Source organism: Sphingomonas bacterium (assembly GCF_028289855.1).
In the GTDB taxonomy this organism is placed as follows: Bacteria; Pseudomonadota; Alphaproteobacteria; order Sphingomonadales; family Sphingomonadaceae; genus Sphingomonas.
Genome location: NZ_JAQGKZ010000055.1, coordinates 44,049 through 60,110, shown reverse-complemented (window position 1 = coordinate 60,110; position 16,062 = coordinate 44,049). Strand labels below are relative to the sequence as shown.

Genomic DNA, 16,062 nt, shown 5'->3' with positions numbered 1-16,062 from the left:
ATCCGCCTTCGGACCAGAGGATAAACGCGGCCGCGGCGGCTTCCGCCAGACGGCGAAGCGGACTATCGCGACCCGCAATGACACACCAGGTCCACATCATCGGCGGCGGGCTCGCCGGGTCGGAGGCAGCGTGGCAGCTCGCCGAAGCAGGCGTGCGCGTGAAACTGTCCGAAATGCGCGGATCGGGGGATATGACCCCGGCACACCAGACCGACGGGCTGGCCGAACTGGTCTGCTCGAACAGTTTCCGCTCCGACGACGCCGAAAACAACGCGGTGGGTCTGCTCCATGCCGAGATGCGAGCGTTCGGATCGATCATCATGAGCGAGGGCGACAAGCACAAGGTGCCCGCCGGATCGGCGCTGGCGGTCGACCGCGACGGCTTTTCCGAAGGCGTCACCGCGCGACTGGCGGCGCATTCGAACGTCGAGATCGTGCGCGAACGCGTCGATGCGCTGCCCGACGGCCCCACGATCGTCGCGACCGGCCCCCTTACCGCGCCCGGCCTGGCCGCCAGCATCGGCGCGGCGACCGGAAGCGACGCACTGGCGTTCTTCGACGCGATCGCGCCGATCGTCCACCGCGATAGCATCGACATGGACACCGCCTGGTTTCAGTCGCGCTGGAACAAGGGCGAGGGCAAGGATTACATCAACTGCGCGATGGACGCGGACCAATACCACGCCTTCGTCCAGGGATTGGTCGACGGCGAAAAGGGCGAATTTCGCGAGTGGGAAAAGGACACGCCTTACTTCGAAGGCTGCATGCCGATCGAGGTGATGGCCGAGCGCGGGCCGGAGACGTTGCGGTTTGGGCCGATGAAGGGCGTCGGGCTCGACGATCCGCGCACCGGTCGCTGGCCTTATGCGGTGGTGCAGCTGCGTCAGGATAATGCCAGCGGCACGTTGTGGAACATCGTCGGCTTTCAGACCAAGCTGAAGCATGCCGAACAAGTGCGGCTGTTTCGGACGATCCCGGGACTCGAAAATGCCGAGTTCGCGCGGCTTGGCGGGCTGCATCGCAACACCTTCATTCGCTCGCCAGAGTTGCTCGATCCCACGCTGCGGCTGAAATCGCGCCCCAACATCCGCTTCGCCGGCCAGATTACCGGGTGCGAAGGCTATGTCGAAAGCGCAGCGATCGGGATGCTCGCAGGCCGCTTTGCCGCGGCCGAACTGCGCGGTGACGTCATGACGCCGCCCCCGGTCGAAACCGCGCTGGGCGCGCTCCTGCACCACATCACCGGCGCGGCCGAGGCTGCGACCTACCAGCCGATGAACGTCAATTTCGGGCTGATGCCGCCGATCCCGGGCCGCACCAAGAAAGCCGACCGCAAAAAGTTGTACACCGACCGCGCGCGCGCCGCGCTCGCGGCGTGGATAGCGGCCTAGCTTTCTTCCTCGCGATCGGGGGCTGTCGGCGGCGCCGGCTTATCGGGACAGTTGGTTTTCGCACGCGGCTTGCGCTTGACCGCCGTGGTGGCGAATTCGGTCGGATTCATCGCGCCCGATTTGTCGGCGTCGGCGGTCGCGAACTTGGTTTCCGCCTTCACCGCCCATTCGTCGAACGACAGATTGCCGTCATGGTTGATGTCGAGCTTGGCGAACGCTTTGCTGCGCGGCATCAGATATTCGCCGCGCGTGATCGATCCGTCGCGGTCCTTGTCGTAGCGGTTGAAGCGCTTTTCTTCGCGGGTCTTGTCGGTAGCTTCGGGCACAGCGACCGCGACCCCCTGCCCGCCCGGCTCGCTCGCCACCGCCGGCATCGCCGCGAGCGGCGCGACTGCGGCGGGCCGCATCGCCTGGAGCATCATCCCCGCCACCACCAGCAACACTCCCGCGCCCGCACCCGCCAGATACCGCCACATCGCGCCACCTCCCGCTGTTCAGGCCGCCAGCCTAACGCCAATTTTTCTGCGGCGAAAGGCTAGCGCCCGGTCAATCGGTGCCACGCCAATCGGCCGACGCGCCACGGTGTCGCAGAGCCAGTCAGATCCATCCGCGCAGTATGCGCGAGCGCGCCCAAAGTTCGCGCGTTGCGGCTCCATCGCGCACTCGTCGCACTCGACAACAACGGTGTTGCCGCCTCGCGCACGTGTGACGCCAAGGCAGCATCGCTCAGATGCGCTGCAAGATCGGCCAGCGCCCAGCCCCGTCCGGCGTCATCGAGCCGATCGCCCGCATCCGCGCCGAGTACCAGCCCAGCTTGCGCAAACAAGGTGCCGCCCCGCTGCTCCGCATGACCCACAATGGCCACATCGCCGATCAAACTGAGCAACGGTTCCCAGCCATCGATCATTTTGGCCAGCGCGGCGCCGGTCACGCCAAACGGCATGACGTCATTGGCCAACGCCAGCAACACCGGTTCGGCCGGGGCTGACGCGCTGTCGAGCCGCACCAGTGCCTCTCGCCACCAGGCCAGCCGCATCTGTCCGACTATCGGCTCGCGCGTCGTGCGCAGCACTTGGCCAAGAGCATTATCCAGCGCGAACAGTGCACAAAGCCCGGCACGGCGGTCAAACGGTGCGTAACTGAACGTCAGCGCCCGTTCGGGATCACTATTCGCCGTCACCGTAACATTAACCATTCCGCTTTAGGGGCGGTTATCCCTTCGGGCGTCATAGCGCAGGCTCGTAGGACCTTATCGGGCGGAACGGGGCAGATGATCGCACCACATAGTCGCAAGCGGGCGGTGCCGTATACCGTGATGGGGCGGCTGCGGAACGACAAGCGCGGATCGACGCTGGCGATGCTGGCGATCGCGCTCGTCCCGCTGTCGCTGATGGTTGGATCGGGGATCGACACCGCGCGACTGTACGTCGTCAAGGCGCGGCTGCAACAGGCGTGCGACGCCGGCGTGCTGGCCGGGCGCAAGGCGATGGTCTCGTCGACCTCCACGACGCTCGACAGCGCCGCCGCCACGCAGGCCACGACATTCTTCAGCAACAATTTCAAGTCTGGCTGGATGAGCACCAATACGGTCAGCTTCACGCCCGCCAAAACCACCGATCAGCAGGTGTCCGGCACCGCGTCGGCTACCGTACCGATGACGATCACCGGGTTCTTCGCGTCGCCGGTGGCCCTCACCGTAACATGCGAGGCGCGCTACGACGTCGCCGATACCGACATCATGTTCGTGCTCGACACGACGGGATCGATGGCGTGCACAACCGCCGACGACCCGTGTGGAGCGGCCGCAGTAAGCTATACGAAGCCCGACGGCACGACCGCCTATCATGCTACGGAGGAAAGCGGATCGAAGATTTCCGGGCTACGCTCTGCAGTGCTCAATTTCTACGATACGATCGCCGCCAACGTCGATCCCTCGACGCACGTCCGCTACGGCTTTGTAACCTATACCTCGACGGTGAACGCCGGCTATGCGCTGCCGCAAAGCGCCATTGTCGACAACTGGAACTATGAATCGCGCAGCATCGTCGGCGACGCCAACAATGGCTCCTCGAGCGCGAGTACGCCGAGCTTGACCCAGACCCAGTGCGCCGCGGCCAACAATGTCCGCACGCCCGCCAGCGGGTTCAACACGGACGGTACCGCGACCTTCGTCACGACGAACTGGTCAAGCAGCAAATGCAACATGACCACCCAGCCGATCAAGCCGACCTGGCGCTATCAGCAGGTCACTTACGATACGAGCCAGTACAAGACCGGCGCGACCGTCGACGATCCCAGCAAGATCACTAACGCTACGAGCAAGTGGCAAGGCTGTGTCGAGGAGCGCGACACCACCGCGACCTCAACGTTCGATGTCAACAATTTGCCGCCAGATCTTGATCCAGACCTGTCGGCGACGAGCGACTCGACCAAGTGGCGGCCGATGTGGCCGGATGTCATGTATTATCGCGGCAACAACACCAGCGTAGATTATTCAGGGAATATCAGCCTCAGTTCGACCCCGCCGTCGCCCTATGCGTTTGGCGACTATGCCTATACCGGCACCAGCGCTCTGCAGACCTATACGTCGATGTCTTATTCGGCGACGCTGAAATCCGGCTATGTATCGTGCGGCAAGCCAGTGCAGCGGCTCGCGGTGCTGTCGCGATCTGATGTCAGCAATTACGTCAACGCCAGCGACTTCGTGCCCCAGGGCGGAACCTATCACGACACCGGGATGATCTGGGGCACGCGAATGATCGCGCCCAACGGCATCTTCGCGTCGGATACCGCCGCCTGGCCGGGGCGCAACACGCCCAACCGGTACATCATCTTCATGACCGACGGCGACATGGCGCCCAACTACAACATCTACGGGATGTACGGGCTGGAATATTACGACAAGCGCGTCACCGGATCGAGCGGACTGGGCAATGACGAGGACTATCACAACGCGCGCTTCCTGGCGGAATGCGCCGCGGCGAAAGCGCGCAATATCAAGGTGTTCGTGATCGGGTTCGGCCAGACGCTAACGTCGCAGCTGACCGCCTGCGCTTCGCCCGGCAAGGCCTATTATGCCAGCGACAATACCTCGCTGAACACGGCGTTCCAGGATATCGCCAAGCAAGTCGCCCTGCTCCGGATTTCGCAGTGATGCGCCGGCTCGCTTCCCTCCGGCGCGATGCACGCGGCGCGGCGCTGGTCGAATTCGCGATCCTCGCGCCCGTGATGATGACGCTGATCCTCGGCCTGTGCGACTTGTCGTACCAGATCTATGCCAAGTCGATCCTCAACGGGGTGATGCAGAAGACCGCGCGCGATTCGGCGATTCAGGGCGGTGCGGACAATACCGCCACGCTCGACGCGAAGGTGACCGCGATGGTCCAGAACATCGCCAAGAACGCGACGATCGTGTTCACCCGCAAGAACTATGACTCGTTCAGCGTGATCAAGCCCGAGCCGTTCGTCGACACCAACGGCAACGGCATCCGCAACACCGGCGAATGCTACACCGACATCAACGGCAATGGTCAATGGGATGTCGATCCCGGGGTCAACGGCCAGGGCGGCGCGAACGACGTCACGCTTTACACCGCGACGGTCACCTATCCGCGCCTGTTCCCACTGTTCGGGGCGACCCAAACGATCACCGCGAGCACCTTGCTCAAGAACCAGCCCTACGCGTCGCAGACCACGGTGACGCCGGCGACGGTCTGCACCTGATGGCCGTGCTTCGCTCGCTCTCGCGGCTCGCCCGCACGCCCCTTCGCCTTACACGCGACACCAGCGGCGTCGCGTTGCTCGAATTCGCGTTCGGCATGCCGATCGTGCTGATGCTCGGCCTGTATGGGCTCGAAGTCGCCAACCAGGCGTTGGTCAACCTGAAGGTCAGCCAGATCGCGCTCAGCCTGGCCGACAACGCATCGCGCGTCGGTCTGATCAACAATTCGAATATCGAGCAATTGCGCGAAATCGATATGAACGACGTGCTTCAGGCCGCGCGCAACCAGGGCGCCGGGATCAACCTGACGACCCGCGGGCGGATCACGCTGTCGAGCCTGGAGAAGAATTCCGCCGGCGTGCAGCGCATCCACTGGCAACGCTGTATCGGGCAAATGTCCGGCGCGGGATACGATTCGGCTTATACGACCAGCACCACGGCGGGCACGGACACCACGACGGGCAATGCCGGTACGCTCGCCACCGCGGGCATGGACGATTCCGCCCGGCCGGGCAGCCCGGTCAACGCACCGACCAACGGCGGGGTGATGTTCGTCGAAATCAACTACAATTATCAGCCCATCGTCGGCAATTGGCTGCTGACGCTGATCGGGTCGGGATCGATGAAGGTCCATTACGTGGCATCGTTCATCGTCCGCGACAATCGCGACTTTGCGCAGATCTATAACCCCTCGCCCACGGCGACACGGGCGACGTGCAACCTTTATCCGGCCTGATCGGATGACGCAGAAAGGGCCGCGGCGGTTGCCGCAGCCCTCTCGCCCGCTTGTCTTCGTTTAGAAATGCACCGCCGCACCGACGCGGATATATGTACCCAGGATACCCTGGAAATACGTCGTCGTCCCGCCTGACGCCGGATAGGGATAGGGCGGCTTCACATCGAACAAATTATCGATATCGGCATTGAGCGAGAAGTGCTTGCCCACGTCGTAGCGCAGCGACAGGTTCACATAAGTGAACGCCTTCACTTCCGGCACAGCATAGAAATTCAGCGCCGTGTCCGGGTCGATCCGCGTCTTGCCGATATAGTTGACCTGCACCTGGCCGAAGAAGCCGCCCCAATCGTAGCGGAAGGTCGCCACGCCCTTGTTGCGCGAATAACCGACCGAGTTGCTGGTATGAACCGGCGCCGACCCTGCGGTCACGATCGTCGAGAGATCGTCGAGATACTGGTAGTTGAGATCGAACCCGATATGGCTGCCCGCACCCAGGAAATTGCTCGTCGTGCGGTACGAAATTTCCGCCAGGATACCCTTGTAGCGTAGCTGGCTGGAGTTGAAGTAGGTCGTCCCGACATTGCTCAACTGACCATAGTTCGTGTTGGTCCCCGGCGTGCCCGTGAAATCGCGCGATACCAACGCGCAGAACGGATTGCTGGGGTAGTTCGCGGCATCATAGCAAGCGGCGACGACCTGCGAGTTGGAGAACTGGCTGATCGCGTTGTTCAACTTGATATGGACGTAATCGATCGTCGCGCTGAAGCCCCGAAGGAAGCGCGGCGTGATGACCGCGCCAACGGTGAAGTTGTCGGATTTTTCGTTCTGCAGCGTGGGGTTGCCGATGACGAAGGTCGGGAACGAGCGCGCGTTCGATTGCGACGTCAGGTTGGTGGGTACGCCCGCCGCCAAACAATTGGCGGCGCGCGTTGCGGGCGCCGGGCCCGAGTTGCGCAGGCTCTTGTCGCACACGTCGGTCGCGAAGCCGTAGGCGCTCGAGCTCGGGTTGAACGCCTCAGTGATCGACGGCGCACGAACCGCCCGCGTGTACGCCGCGCGGAACGTGATATCCTTGATCGGCGCGAAACGGCCCTGGAAGGTGTAGGTCGGGTCGTTGCCGGCCTGCGAATTCCAGATGTACCGGCCGGCCGCCTGCAGCGACAATTCGTAGATGAACGGGATATTGTTCTTGGCCGAAATCAGGTTGGCGTCGAGTTCCCCGAACACTTCGTTGGTGTGGTATTTGCCGAACACCGGCCGGATCGGCACGGATCGTCCATAGAACAAGTCGTTCGGATCACCGTCGCCATCGAAATCGACGCCGGGATATTGGTCGGTCGTTGCCCCTTGATAAAAGGCGCCGGGGGTGAACCTGGAATCCTCCGCGCGGTGCTCATAGCCCAACGCGAACGAGAAATCGCCGCCGGGCAACCGGAACAATGGGCCCGATACCGACGCCACGGCATCATACTGGTTGTTGATATTTTCGGGCGTCGCGATCGTCGTGATGTACGCCTTGGCGGCATCCGACACCTGGTTGCCGAACGGATTGATCGGCGCGCAGGTCGCACTTTGCGTCGCGATCGGCGAGTTGGTGTAGCCGGCGAGACAGGGCACGCCGTTCGGATTGGCGCCGGTCACTTCGCCGATCGCATTGAGGAAATTCTGTTCGTTGAGTTCCGGGTTGCGGCTGGTAACTTTCGAGCGGCCGTAATTGAAATACGCTTCGAAGCGCCAATCGCCCGCCGGCACGACGTTCATCTTGCCATCGACGCCGCCGACGAAGCGCAGGATCTCCGACTTGCCGGTCGAAACGCCCGACGACAGATCGACATTCGCGCGCCCGAGATAGAAATAATCCTGCGGTCCGGCACCCAAATTCTGGTCGCTGAATGGTTGGCTATTGATCGAACTGATGATCGTCGCCCGCGCCGCCGGGCTGAGGAACGGGTTGTTGACCGACAGGATCAGGTTGCCGTCGCGCAACCCGCCGCCGCCGAATAGCGCGGAGTTGTAGACCGGCTGGTTGGCGAGGTTGCGACCCTGGCTGACGCTGTACCAGCCTTCGCCAAACAGCCGGATCTTGCTGGTAATTTCGAACGATGCCTCGATATTGGCGCTATAGCGCTTCACGTCGGTCAGCAGGTTCTCGACGTCGCGCAGGGTGAAGCCGTTGCCGCCCGAACTGAAGATGTTCGAGCCGTCGGCCGTGGCGCCGACGACCGTCCCAAAATCGATCGGGATCAGGTTGCCGAACTGATCGAACTTCAATTGCTGGCCGGCGCCGTTAACGACGCCCACGTTTAGGGTCGGATCACCGATATAGGCGGCTGACTGTGCGCCGGGTGCCGTATTGATGAAGTCGTAGACGAGCGGGATGCCGTACGGCGAAATCGACGGAATGCGCTCGTCGCGATAGATGACCTGTGGCCCCGATCCCGACGGCGCGACATCGAAGCGATCGTCGCTCGACGTTGCCTTGCGGTCGTTGAAGAACAACCCCTTGGACTGATTGTATTCCCCGGAAATCGTGATGTTGCCGCGGCCCCCGGCGAAGTTCTTGCCGGCAAGAAAGCGGAAGCGATAATCGGGCGCGTCGCCGCGCCGCGAGATGCCCGATTGCGCATCGAGGTCGATGCCCTCGTAATTGCGCTTGAGGATGATGTTGATGGTGCCGGCGATCGCGTCCGAGCCATAAATCGGCGCGCCGATCGCGGCAACGGTCTCGACCCGGTCGATCAATTTGGTCGGGATGACGTTCAGATCGACCTGGTTGCCACCCGATCCGGTCGGGCCGAAGATCGACGACGTGTTGCCACCGACAAAGCGCCGGCCGTTGACCAGCGTCAGCGTACGTTGCGACCCCAGCCCGAGGAAATCGACGAAGCTTTGCCCCGCGCCGAAGCCCGACTGGTTGAATCCGACCGGCGACGCGCCCGGGACGCCGAATGACGGTAGTTCGTTCAGTGCCTGCGCCACCGTCTGATAGCCGCGCGCGTCAAGATCCTGCGAGGTAATCGTCTGCAACGGCGAGGCGGTTTCATCGCCGCGGCGGCGCGCGATGCGCGATCCGGTGATGACGATGTCGCCGTCATCGCTGCTGGCTTGGGGTGCATTTGCAGGAGGTGCGGCGTCCGGCGCCGTTTGTGCGCTGGCGCTATTGGCGGTCATCGCCATGACGATCGCGATCGAAGAAACGGCCAGATTCATGGCGCGCGCACGGGAGAGGTTCATTACAGGCCCCTTTTGCCTAGCGGACCGTCCCCACGGTCCCAATATCGCCCCTCCGCGATGACGACACTAAGACACCAAAACTGACCCAATTCAATGGCATCGCCTGCAAAATCCCAAACCGTTGCAATCGGGCAACAAAAAGCCGCGCCCGGATTCCCGGACGCGGCCAATTGCAACGGCGCTGATCGTACGATCAGTAGCGATAATGGTCCGGCTTGAACGGCCCTTCGACCGGCACGCCGATATAATCGGCCTGCTTCTGGCTGAGCTTGGTCAGCTTCACGCCGAGCTTCTCCAGGTGCAACTCGGCGACCTTCTCGTCGAGGTGTTTCGGCAGCACGTACACGTCGTTCTTGTACTGTTCGGACTTGGTCCACAGCTCGATCTGCGCCAGCGTCTGGTTGGTGAAGCTGGCCGACATCACGAACGACGGGTGGCCGGTCGCATTACCCAGGTTGACCAGGCGGCCCTTCGACAGGACGATGATCTGCTTGCCGTCGGGGAATTCGACCAGATCGACCTGCGGCTTCACTTCGGTCCACTTGTAGTTCGACAGCGCCGAAATCTGGATTTCGCTGTCGAAGTGGCCGATGTTGCAGACGATGGCCATGTTCTTCATGCCCTTCATGTGCTCGGCGGTGAGCACGTCGGCGTTACCCGTCGCGGTGCAGAAGATGTCGGCGCGAGTCACCGCTTCCTCCATCGTCACGACCTCGTAGCCCTCCATCGCCGCCTGCAGCGCGCAGATCGGGTCGATTTCGGTCACCAGCACGCGCGCGCCGCCGTTACGCAGCGACGCGGCCGATCCCTTGCCGACGTCGCCGAACCCGGCGACGCAAGCGACCTTGCCGGCGAGCATCACGTCGGTGCCGCGGCGGATCGCGTCGACCAAAGATTCCTTGCAGCCGTAGAGGTTGTCGAACTTCGACTTGGTCACGCTGTCGTTGACGTTGATCGCCGGGAACGGCAGCTCGCCCTTCTTCGCGATCGCATACAGGCGGTGGACGCCGGTGGTGGTCTCTTCCGACACGCCCTTGATCGTCTTGACCGTCTCGGTGAGGTAGCCTGGGCGCTTGGCGATGAACGCCTTGAGCGCGCGCTGCATCTCGACCTCTTCGTCATTTTCCGGGTCGGGCATCGTGTGGCCGGCTTCGAGCTTGGCGCCCCACAGCGCGAACATCGTCGCGTCGCCGCCATCGTCGAGGATCAGGTTGCAGGTCTCGTCACCCCAATCGAAGATCGAGCCGACATAGTCCCAATATTCGGCCAGGCTCTCGCCCTTGATCGCGAACACCGGCACGCCCGACGCGGCGATCGCGGCGGCGGCATGGTCCTGGGTCGAGTAGATGTTGCAGGTAGCCCAACGCACCTTCGCGCCGAGCGCGGTCAGTGTTTCGATCAGCACCGCGGTCTGGATCGTCATGTGCAGCGAGCCGGTGATGCGCGCGCCCTTGAGCGGCTGGGCGCTCCCGAATTCGGAACGCAGCGCCATCAGGCCGGGCATTTCGGTCTCGGCGATGTTGATCTCGGCACGGCCGAAATCGGCGAGGGAAATGTCCTTCACGACATAATCGGTCGTACGGTCAAGCACGGTGGCCACGTCAAAATTCTCCGAAAATGGATTGATGCCGCGCGCCCTACAGGCTGGGGCGCTCGATTGCAATAACGATATAAAGATTTCTTTATATGTCTCGGACGAGCACGCTTGCCGTCAAGTTCAACCGGTGCCGGAACCCGAGTTCCTCATACAGCGTGATCGCCCCCCGATTTGCCGCGAGCGCGTGAAGGAACGGCATCTCCCCGGCGGCCAGCATCCGTCTGGCGACCGCGCGGATCAGCGTGGCGGCATGACCCCGCCCGCGATGCTCCGGATGCGTGCAGACACCGCTCACCTCGGTCATTCCCGGCATCCGCATCCGCTCGCCCGCCATCGCGACGAGAGCGCCGCCGCGCTTGACGCCGATGAACCGCCCGAGCCGGTTGGTGTGTAGCATGTACGGGCCTGGGCGAGTCAGCGTAGCAAGATCGAACATCGCCGGCGCGTCGTCCTCGGTCAACTCCACCCAATCGTCATTGTGAAAGCCGGGCGTGAGGGTATCGCACACCATCTGCACGATCGGCTCCGGTGTCTGCGCCAGCCGTGTGCCGGGCGGCAGTGGTGGCACATCACGCTCGATCAGGAGCAGACCGCCATCGTCCGGCACCAGCGTGGCGAGGACCGCCAGACTTTCGGGCGCTTCATCGGCGACGGCGCCGAACATGCCGTAGTCGGGGCGCAACCGCCACGCCCGCGCGTCGCCTTCCGCCAGCCGAGACCAGCCTGTCCTCAGCGCGGTCCAGACGGGGCGGTCGAGATTATGTGGCATTCCGCCCTGCTAGAAAGTTTGGCGGTTTTCTCCAAGGCCGATGATCTACCGACGGCTAGGCTCTCGACAAAGAGTTCAGGGGGAAATGAGATGAAGCTTCAATTGACAGTCATCGGTGTCGCGGCAATGCTAGGCGGGTGCGGATCGGGGGTTGGTGTGCCCGATCAATTCGCCGGCAGCTGGGGCGCCGATTGCAGCGCGCCCTTCGTGAAATTCGATGGCGACAGCGTTCATGTCTTCCCCGACAATATGGATTACACGATCAAATCGGCGACGCTGACCGGTAACGAACTCAAGGTCGCGTACGATACGAAGGATCGCGGCACCGTCACCGATACGTACGAAAGCCAGGGCGCGACCTTGCGGCTGACCAAGACCGAGGCGGCGGGTGGCGAAGCGACCTGGGACAAGGCGCCGATGTCGAAATGCCCGTGACGCCCGACCGCTCCGAGGCCCAAGGCGCCGTCGCCGGTGTGATTGCAGTGGTCGCGAGCGTGCCGATGCTCGGCATCGCGCTCGTGATCGCACTGGTTCTGCAACGAACCGTCGTCGCCAAAGTGCTGCATCAGGACGTCGAATTCAGCGATATGCAATCCGGCAGCACCGGCATCCTCGCCAATATCGTGCTGTCGGTGCTGGTCGGCTGGTTCGCGGCCTTCCTCGCGGGTCTTGTCGCCCTGAAGCTAGTCAAGGCGGCGGCCGTGCGCGGGTTTGTCATCGTATCGGGCGTCGGCTTCGTGGCGATCGCGTTGGGCATCTTCCGCTGGCTGGCACCGCGCGCCCACGGCCATACTTTCTCGCTCGGTTTACTGGTCGCGTTCGGCTGGATCGCCGCAATGCTGGGAGCCTATATCGCCGCGATGGTTCGCGACGAGCCGGATCTCGCGCCCTAAGCCGTCCCGGTTTCCGGCGCGAGCAGGCGCGGGTCGATGCCGGCGCCGGCGAACCCTGCCGACCAGCGTTCGTCGGCGGGCGTGTCGTAAATCAGGCCAGCGTCGGCGGTAACATTGAACCAGCCGTGGCGCAGCATCTCGCCGTCGAGTTGACCCGCTTCCCATCCAGCATAGCCGAGCGCGACGATCCAACGCGACGGCCCCTGCCCTTCGGCGATCGCACGCAGTATGTCGATGGTGCCCGACAGCGACCAGCGGCCGGCGACGTCGATCGTGTCCTGCCCGCCCCAATCGTTCGAGTGGATCACGAAGCCACGCTGCGGCTCGACCGGCCCGCCGAAATGGACCGGCGCGTCGGGCGCGACGCCATGGCCGATCTCGAACTGATCGAGCACGTCGTGCAGGCCAAGCCCCTCGATCCGCGCGCCGATGCCGATGCCGATCGCGCCCTCCTCATCGTGCCCGCACATCGCGATCACTGCCTGCTCGAAACGTGGGTCGCCGATCCCCGGCATCGCGAGGAGAAATTGTCCGACCAGAAAACGCGCCGACTCCATGACTTGGCTTGTAAGCGCCGCATGCCCGGTTCGTCACCGCTTGAAATTCGCCGCCGACGTGCCAATTGCGGCGGTGAGGCGCGCGCCTGCGCCTGGGAGAAGATTCATGACCGTTTCCGTCGGCGACAAGCTGCCCTCGACCACCATCGTCAAGGCGACCGACAACGGGCCCGAAGCGGTCAGCTCCGACGCGTTCTTCGCCGGACGCAAGGTCGCGCTGGTCGCCGTGCCGGGTGCGTTCACGCCGACCTGTTCGGCGCGGCACCTTCCCGGCTTTCTCGACAAGGCCGAAGATTTGAAGGCCAAGGGCATCGACGAAGTCGCCTTCACCTCGGTCAACGACGCGTTCGTGATGAACGCATGGGCCAAAGCCAACGAATCCGACGGGAAGGTCACGATGCTGGCCGACGGCAATGGCGAGTTCGCCAAGGCGGTCGGGCTGACGATGGACGGCAGCAAGTTCGGGCTGGGCGAGCGCAGTCAGCGTTATTCGATGATCGTCGACGATGGCGTGGTGACGGAGCTCAACGTCGAAGCACCCGGCGAGTTCAAGGTGAGCTCGGCCGAGCATTTGCTCGAACAGCTCTAAATCGTCGCGTAACCGAAACAAAAATTCCGGCCACTGGAACGCATGGCATGATCCTCGCGTTCTCGTGGCCGTAATCGTTTCACTATCGGAGATTTGACATGGCCGCTGCGAAAAAGCCGACCGCCCCCGCCCGCGCCAAGGCAAAGCCCGCCGCGAGCAAGCACTGGATCGACGCCGACAAGTTGCTCGCCCGCGCGCAAAAGGAAGCCGGCGCGCTGCTTGAGCGTGCCCAAAAGGAAGGGGGCAAACTTCTCGACAGGGCGCAGAAGGAGGCGTCGGCGCTGTTGACCAAAGCGCAGAACGCGGTCAGCGACGGCGCCAGCAAGGCGGTCAAGGCTGCAAAAGACAATCCAAAGGTTGCTGCCGGAATCGCGGCGGGCGCGGCGGCGACGATCGCCGGCGGCGCCTACGCTGCAACCAGGTTGAAATCAGGCAAGAAAGCTGCCGCGAAGCCAAAGGCAGCGACGGTCGCCCGCAAACCCGCCGCGCGTAAGCCGGCGGCGCGCAAGCCCAACAGCGCCAAGGCAACGCCCAAGAAGCCGTAACGCCCCTGACTTGCCAGCGTCATCCGACTGCTTTAGCCGCAGCGGATGACGCAGGCTTCCGATATCGTCGCCGAACTCAATCGGCTTTACACCGCATCGGTCGGCCGCCTCCAGCAGGCACTGACCGCTTATTTGAGCACCGGCGAAACCCCCGATCCTTCCGCGCGAACCGACGGTTCGTTCGCTTATCCCGAAATCCGCCTGACCTATGCCGGCGATAACGGACGCCCGGCGCCGCTGCGCTCGTTCGGGCGGCTGAGCGAGCCGGGCGATTACCGGATTAGCGTGACCAAGCCGGCAATCTTCGCCGATTACCTGACCGATCAGCTCACCTTGCTGATGGAGGATTACGACGTCACGGTCACGGCGGTGCCCGGACGCCAGGAAATCCCCTTCCCCTATGTGCTCGATCCCGGCCACGCGCTGAGCCTCGACGAAGTGTCTGCACTCGAACTGGCGCGCTGGTTTCCCGCGACCGAGCTCGCGCATATCGGCGACGAGATCGCCGACGGGCTGCCGACCCCCAACGAAGCGCGCCCGCTGGCGCTGTTCGACGGCCTGCGCACCGATTTCAGCCTGGCGCGGCTGCGGCATTACACCGGCACCCCGCCCGAGCACGTCCAGCGCTACGTGCTGTTCACCAACTATCACCGTTATGTCGACGAATTCGTCCGCTGGGCGTTCGACCAGCTCAGTCCCGACAAGGACGGCAACCCGAGCCGCTTCACAGCCTTGTCCGGCGCGGGCGGCGTACTGTTGCGCGCGGGCGACGATATCGAGGCGGCGCTGGCCGATACCGGCGCGTGGCGGCGGCACCAGATGCCGGCCTATCATTTAATGGCGGACGACCATACTGGCATCACGCTGGTCAATATCGGCGTAGGGCCGTCCAACGCCAAGACGATCTGCGATCACCTCGCCGTGCTGCGCCCCGAAGCGTGGCTGATGATCGGGCACTGCGGTGGCTTGCGCCCCAGCCAGCGCATCGGCGACTATGTTCTTGCGCACGCCTATCTGCGCGACGACCATGTCCTCGACGACGTGCTGCCCCCCGAAATCCCTGTCCCGGCGATCGCCGAAGTCCAGGTCGCGATGGCGCGCGCCGCGGAAATCATCAGCGGGCAATCGGGCGAGGATCTCAAGCGGCGACTGCGTACCGGCACGATCGTCACCACCGACGACCGCAATTGGGAGCTGCGCTACACTCAATCGGCGCTGCGCTTCTCGCTTAGCCGCGCGGTCGGGATCGACATGGAATCGGCAACGATCGCCGCGCAGGGCTATCGCTTCCGCGTGCCCTATGGAACGTTGCTGTGCGTGTCGGACAAGCCGCTCCACGGCGAGCTCAAGCTGCCTGGCCAGGCCAACCGCTTCTACGAGCGCGCGATTAACGAGCATATGCGGATCGGCATCCAGACGTGCGAGGAGCTCCGGCTTGAAGGCGCGAAGCTGCATTCGCGAAAATTGCGCGCGTTCAACGAGCCGCCATTCCGTTAAGCGCCTATGACGGCAACGAAACGATCTGTTATGCGTTGGCCCCCGAGATACTGGGCGTGACGCAAAACAGGGAATGACCGATGGCGACGACTCCGAAGAAGACGACCACCACCAAACCCAGGGCGAAGAGCACCGCGGCGAAGCCCGCCGCCAAGCCGGCCGCAGCCGCCAAGAAACCCGCCAAGCCTAAGGCCGCAGTAAAACCTGTCGCCAAGTCCGCCGGTGCCGCTGCCGCGACCACTCCCAAGACCAAAACCGCACCCAGGACAAAAGCCGCCGCGAAGCCGACCGCCGCAGTGACAAAGGCTAAAGCGCTGGCGAAACCAAAGGCTGCTGCAAAACCGAAGGCGGCAGCGAGACCAAAGGCCCCCACGCCACCGAAACCGGCGGCCGTTCCGGCCCCCGCCCCAGTGGCGGCCCCGGCGCCGACCCTTTCCCCGTCGCCCGCACCAGCTGCGGCCGCTAAGCCGGTGGGTCTGCTCGCCAGCATCGCTGCGTTCTTCTCCGGGGGCAGCAAGTAAAACGGCGCCGGG

16 protein-coding genes are annotated in these 16,062 nt (G+C 63.6%); 9 read left to right on the top strand and 7 right to left on the bottom strand.

The genetic code is table 11. From position 1 onward, the window contains the following. Positions 1–77 precede the first annotated feature (77 nt). A complete protein-coding gene (trmFO, locus tag JWM94_RS05635; RefSeq protein ID WP_299423130.1) occupies positions 78–1,391 on the top strand; it encodes a methylenetetrahydrofolate--tRNA-(uracil(54)-C(5))-methyltransferase (FADH(2)-oxidizing) TrmFO in 1,314 nt (437 codons plus the stop codon). On the opposite strand, the gene JWM94_RS05630 is transcribed toward trmFO, so the two are convergent. Continuing rightward, complete coding sequence (locus JWM94_RS05630; RefSeq protein WP_299423126.1) at positions 1,388–1,867, bottom strand: EF-hand domain-containing protein; 480 nt, start codon at positions 1,865–1,867, stop codon at positions 1,388–1,390. The genes trmFO and JWM94_RS05630 overlap by 4 nt on opposite strands. 59 nt (positions 1,868–1,926) lie before the next feature. Beyond that, positions 1,927–2,571, bottom strand: a complete 645-nt coding sequence (locus JWM94_RS05625; RefSeq protein ID WP_299423122.1) for a squalene/phytoene synthase family protein — start codon at positions 2,569–2,571, stop codon at positions 1,927–1,929. Between the two features lie 90 nt (positions 2,572–2,661). Here JWM94_RS05625 and JWM94_RS05620 point away from each other — a divergent pair, with 90 nt between their 5' ends. From JWM94_RS05620 to JWM94_RS05610, 3 genes are read left to right on the top strand one after another with little or no spacing between them, the layout of a single operon-like run. After that, the gene (locus tag JWM94_RS05620; protein WP_299423119.1) at positions 2,662–4,545 is read left to right on the top strand and encodes a TadE/TadG family type IV pilus assembly protein; all 1,884 of its coding nucleotides are present in this window, start codon (positions 2,662–2,664) and stop codon (positions 4,543–4,545) included. After that, positions 4,545–5,114: a TadE/TadG family type IV pilus assembly protein gene (locus JWM94_RS05615; protein ID WP_299423191.1), complete on the top strand. Its 570-nt coding sequence runs from the start codon at positions 4,545–4,547 to the stop codon at positions 5,112–5,114. Before JWM94_RS05620 ends, JWM94_RS05615 begins: the two co-directional genes overlap by 1 nt. Beyond that, positions 5,114–5,848, top strand: a complete 735-nt coding sequence (locus JWM94_RS05610; protein ID WP_299423116.1) for a hypothetical protein — start codon at positions 5,114–5,116, stop codon at positions 5,846–5,848. Before JWM94_RS05615 ends, JWM94_RS05610 begins: the two co-directional genes overlap by 1 nt. A gap of 60 nt (positions 5,849–5,908) precedes the next feature. On the opposite strand, the gene JWM94_RS05605 is transcribed toward JWM94_RS05610, so the two are convergent. From JWM94_RS05605 to JWM94_RS05595, 3 genes are all read right to left on the bottom strand, one after another. Next, on the bottom strand, positions 5,909–9,082 hold the full coding sequence (locus tag JWM94_RS05605; RefSeq protein ID WP_299423111.1) for a TonB-dependent receptor: 3,174 nt from the start codon (positions 9,080–9,082) through the stop codon (positions 5,909–5,911). Positions 9,083–9,275: 193 nt separating this feature from the next. Next, on the bottom strand, positions 9,276–10,682 hold the full coding sequence (gene ahcY, locus JWM94_RS05600; protein WP_299423108.1) for an adenosylhomocysteinase: 1,407 nt from the start codon (positions 10,680–10,682) through the stop codon (positions 9,276–9,278). Between the two features lie 82 nt (positions 10,683–10,764). Continuing rightward, on the bottom strand, positions 10,765–11,448 hold the full coding sequence (locus JWM94_RS05595; protein ID WP_299423106.1) for a GNAT family N-acetyltransferase: 684 nt from the start codon (positions 11,446–11,448) through the stop codon (positions 10,765–10,767). Positions 11,449–11,538: 90 nt separating this feature from the next. On the opposite strand from JWM94_RS05595, the gene JWM94_RS05590 reads away from it, so the two are divergent. Both JWM94_RS05590 and JWM94_RS05585 read left to right on the top strand, forming a co-directional pair. Further along, positions 11,539–11,883, top strand: coding sequence for a hypothetical protein (locus JWM94_RS05590; RefSeq protein WP_299423104.1), 345 nt, complete (start codon positions 11,539–11,541; stop codon positions 11,881–11,883). Then, the gene (locus tag JWM94_RS05585; RefSeq protein WP_299423099.1) at positions 11,874–12,341 is read left to right on the top strand and encodes a hypothetical protein; all 468 of its coding nucleotides are present in this window, start codon (positions 11,874–11,876) and stop codon (positions 12,339–12,341) included. Before JWM94_RS05590 ends, JWM94_RS05585 begins: the two co-directional genes overlap by 10 nt. On the opposite strand, the gene JWM94_RS05580 is transcribed toward JWM94_RS05585, so the two are convergent. After that, positions 12,338–12,898, bottom strand: coding sequence for a YqgE/AlgH family protein (locus JWM94_RS05580; RefSeq protein ID WP_299423096.1), 561 nt, complete (start codon positions 12,896–12,898; stop codon positions 12,338–12,340). The genes JWM94_RS05585 and JWM94_RS05580 overlap by 4 nt on opposite strands. 106 nt (positions 12,899–13,004) lie before the next feature. Between JWM94_RS05580 and JWM94_RS05575 the strand changes: the two genes are divergently transcribed. From JWM94_RS05575 to JWM94_RS05565, 3 genes are all read left to right on the top strand, one after another. Beyond that, the gene (locus JWM94_RS05575; RefSeq protein WP_299423092.1) at positions 13,005–13,487 is read left to right on the top strand and encodes a peroxiredoxin; all 483 of its coding nucleotides are present in this window, start codon (positions 13,005–13,007) and stop codon (positions 13,485–13,487) included. A gap of 98 nt (positions 13,488–13,585) precedes the next feature. After that, a complete protein-coding gene (locus JWM94_RS05570; RefSeq protein ID WP_299423089.1) occupies positions 13,586–14,032 on the top strand; it encodes a hypothetical protein in 447 nt (148 codons plus the stop codon). Between the two features lie 45 nt (positions 14,033–14,077). Then, positions 14,078–15,529 carry an AMP nucleosidase gene (locus JWM94_RS05565; RefSeq protein ID WP_299423086.1) on the top strand — a complete coding sequence of 484 codons (1,452 nt, stop codon included), beginning with the start codon at positions 14,078–14,080 and terminating at the stop codon, positions 15,527–15,529. Between the two features lie 28 nt (positions 15,530–15,557). On the opposite strand, the gene JWM94_RS05560 is transcribed toward JWM94_RS05565, so the two are convergent. Next, the gene (locus tag JWM94_RS05560) at positions 15,558–16,019 is read right to left on the bottom strand and encodes a hypothetical protein (RefSeq protein WP_299423083.1); all 462 of its coding nucleotides are present in this window, start codon (positions 16,017–16,019) and stop codon (positions 15,558–15,560) included. Between the last annotated feature and the right edge of the window lie 43 nt (positions 16,020–16,062).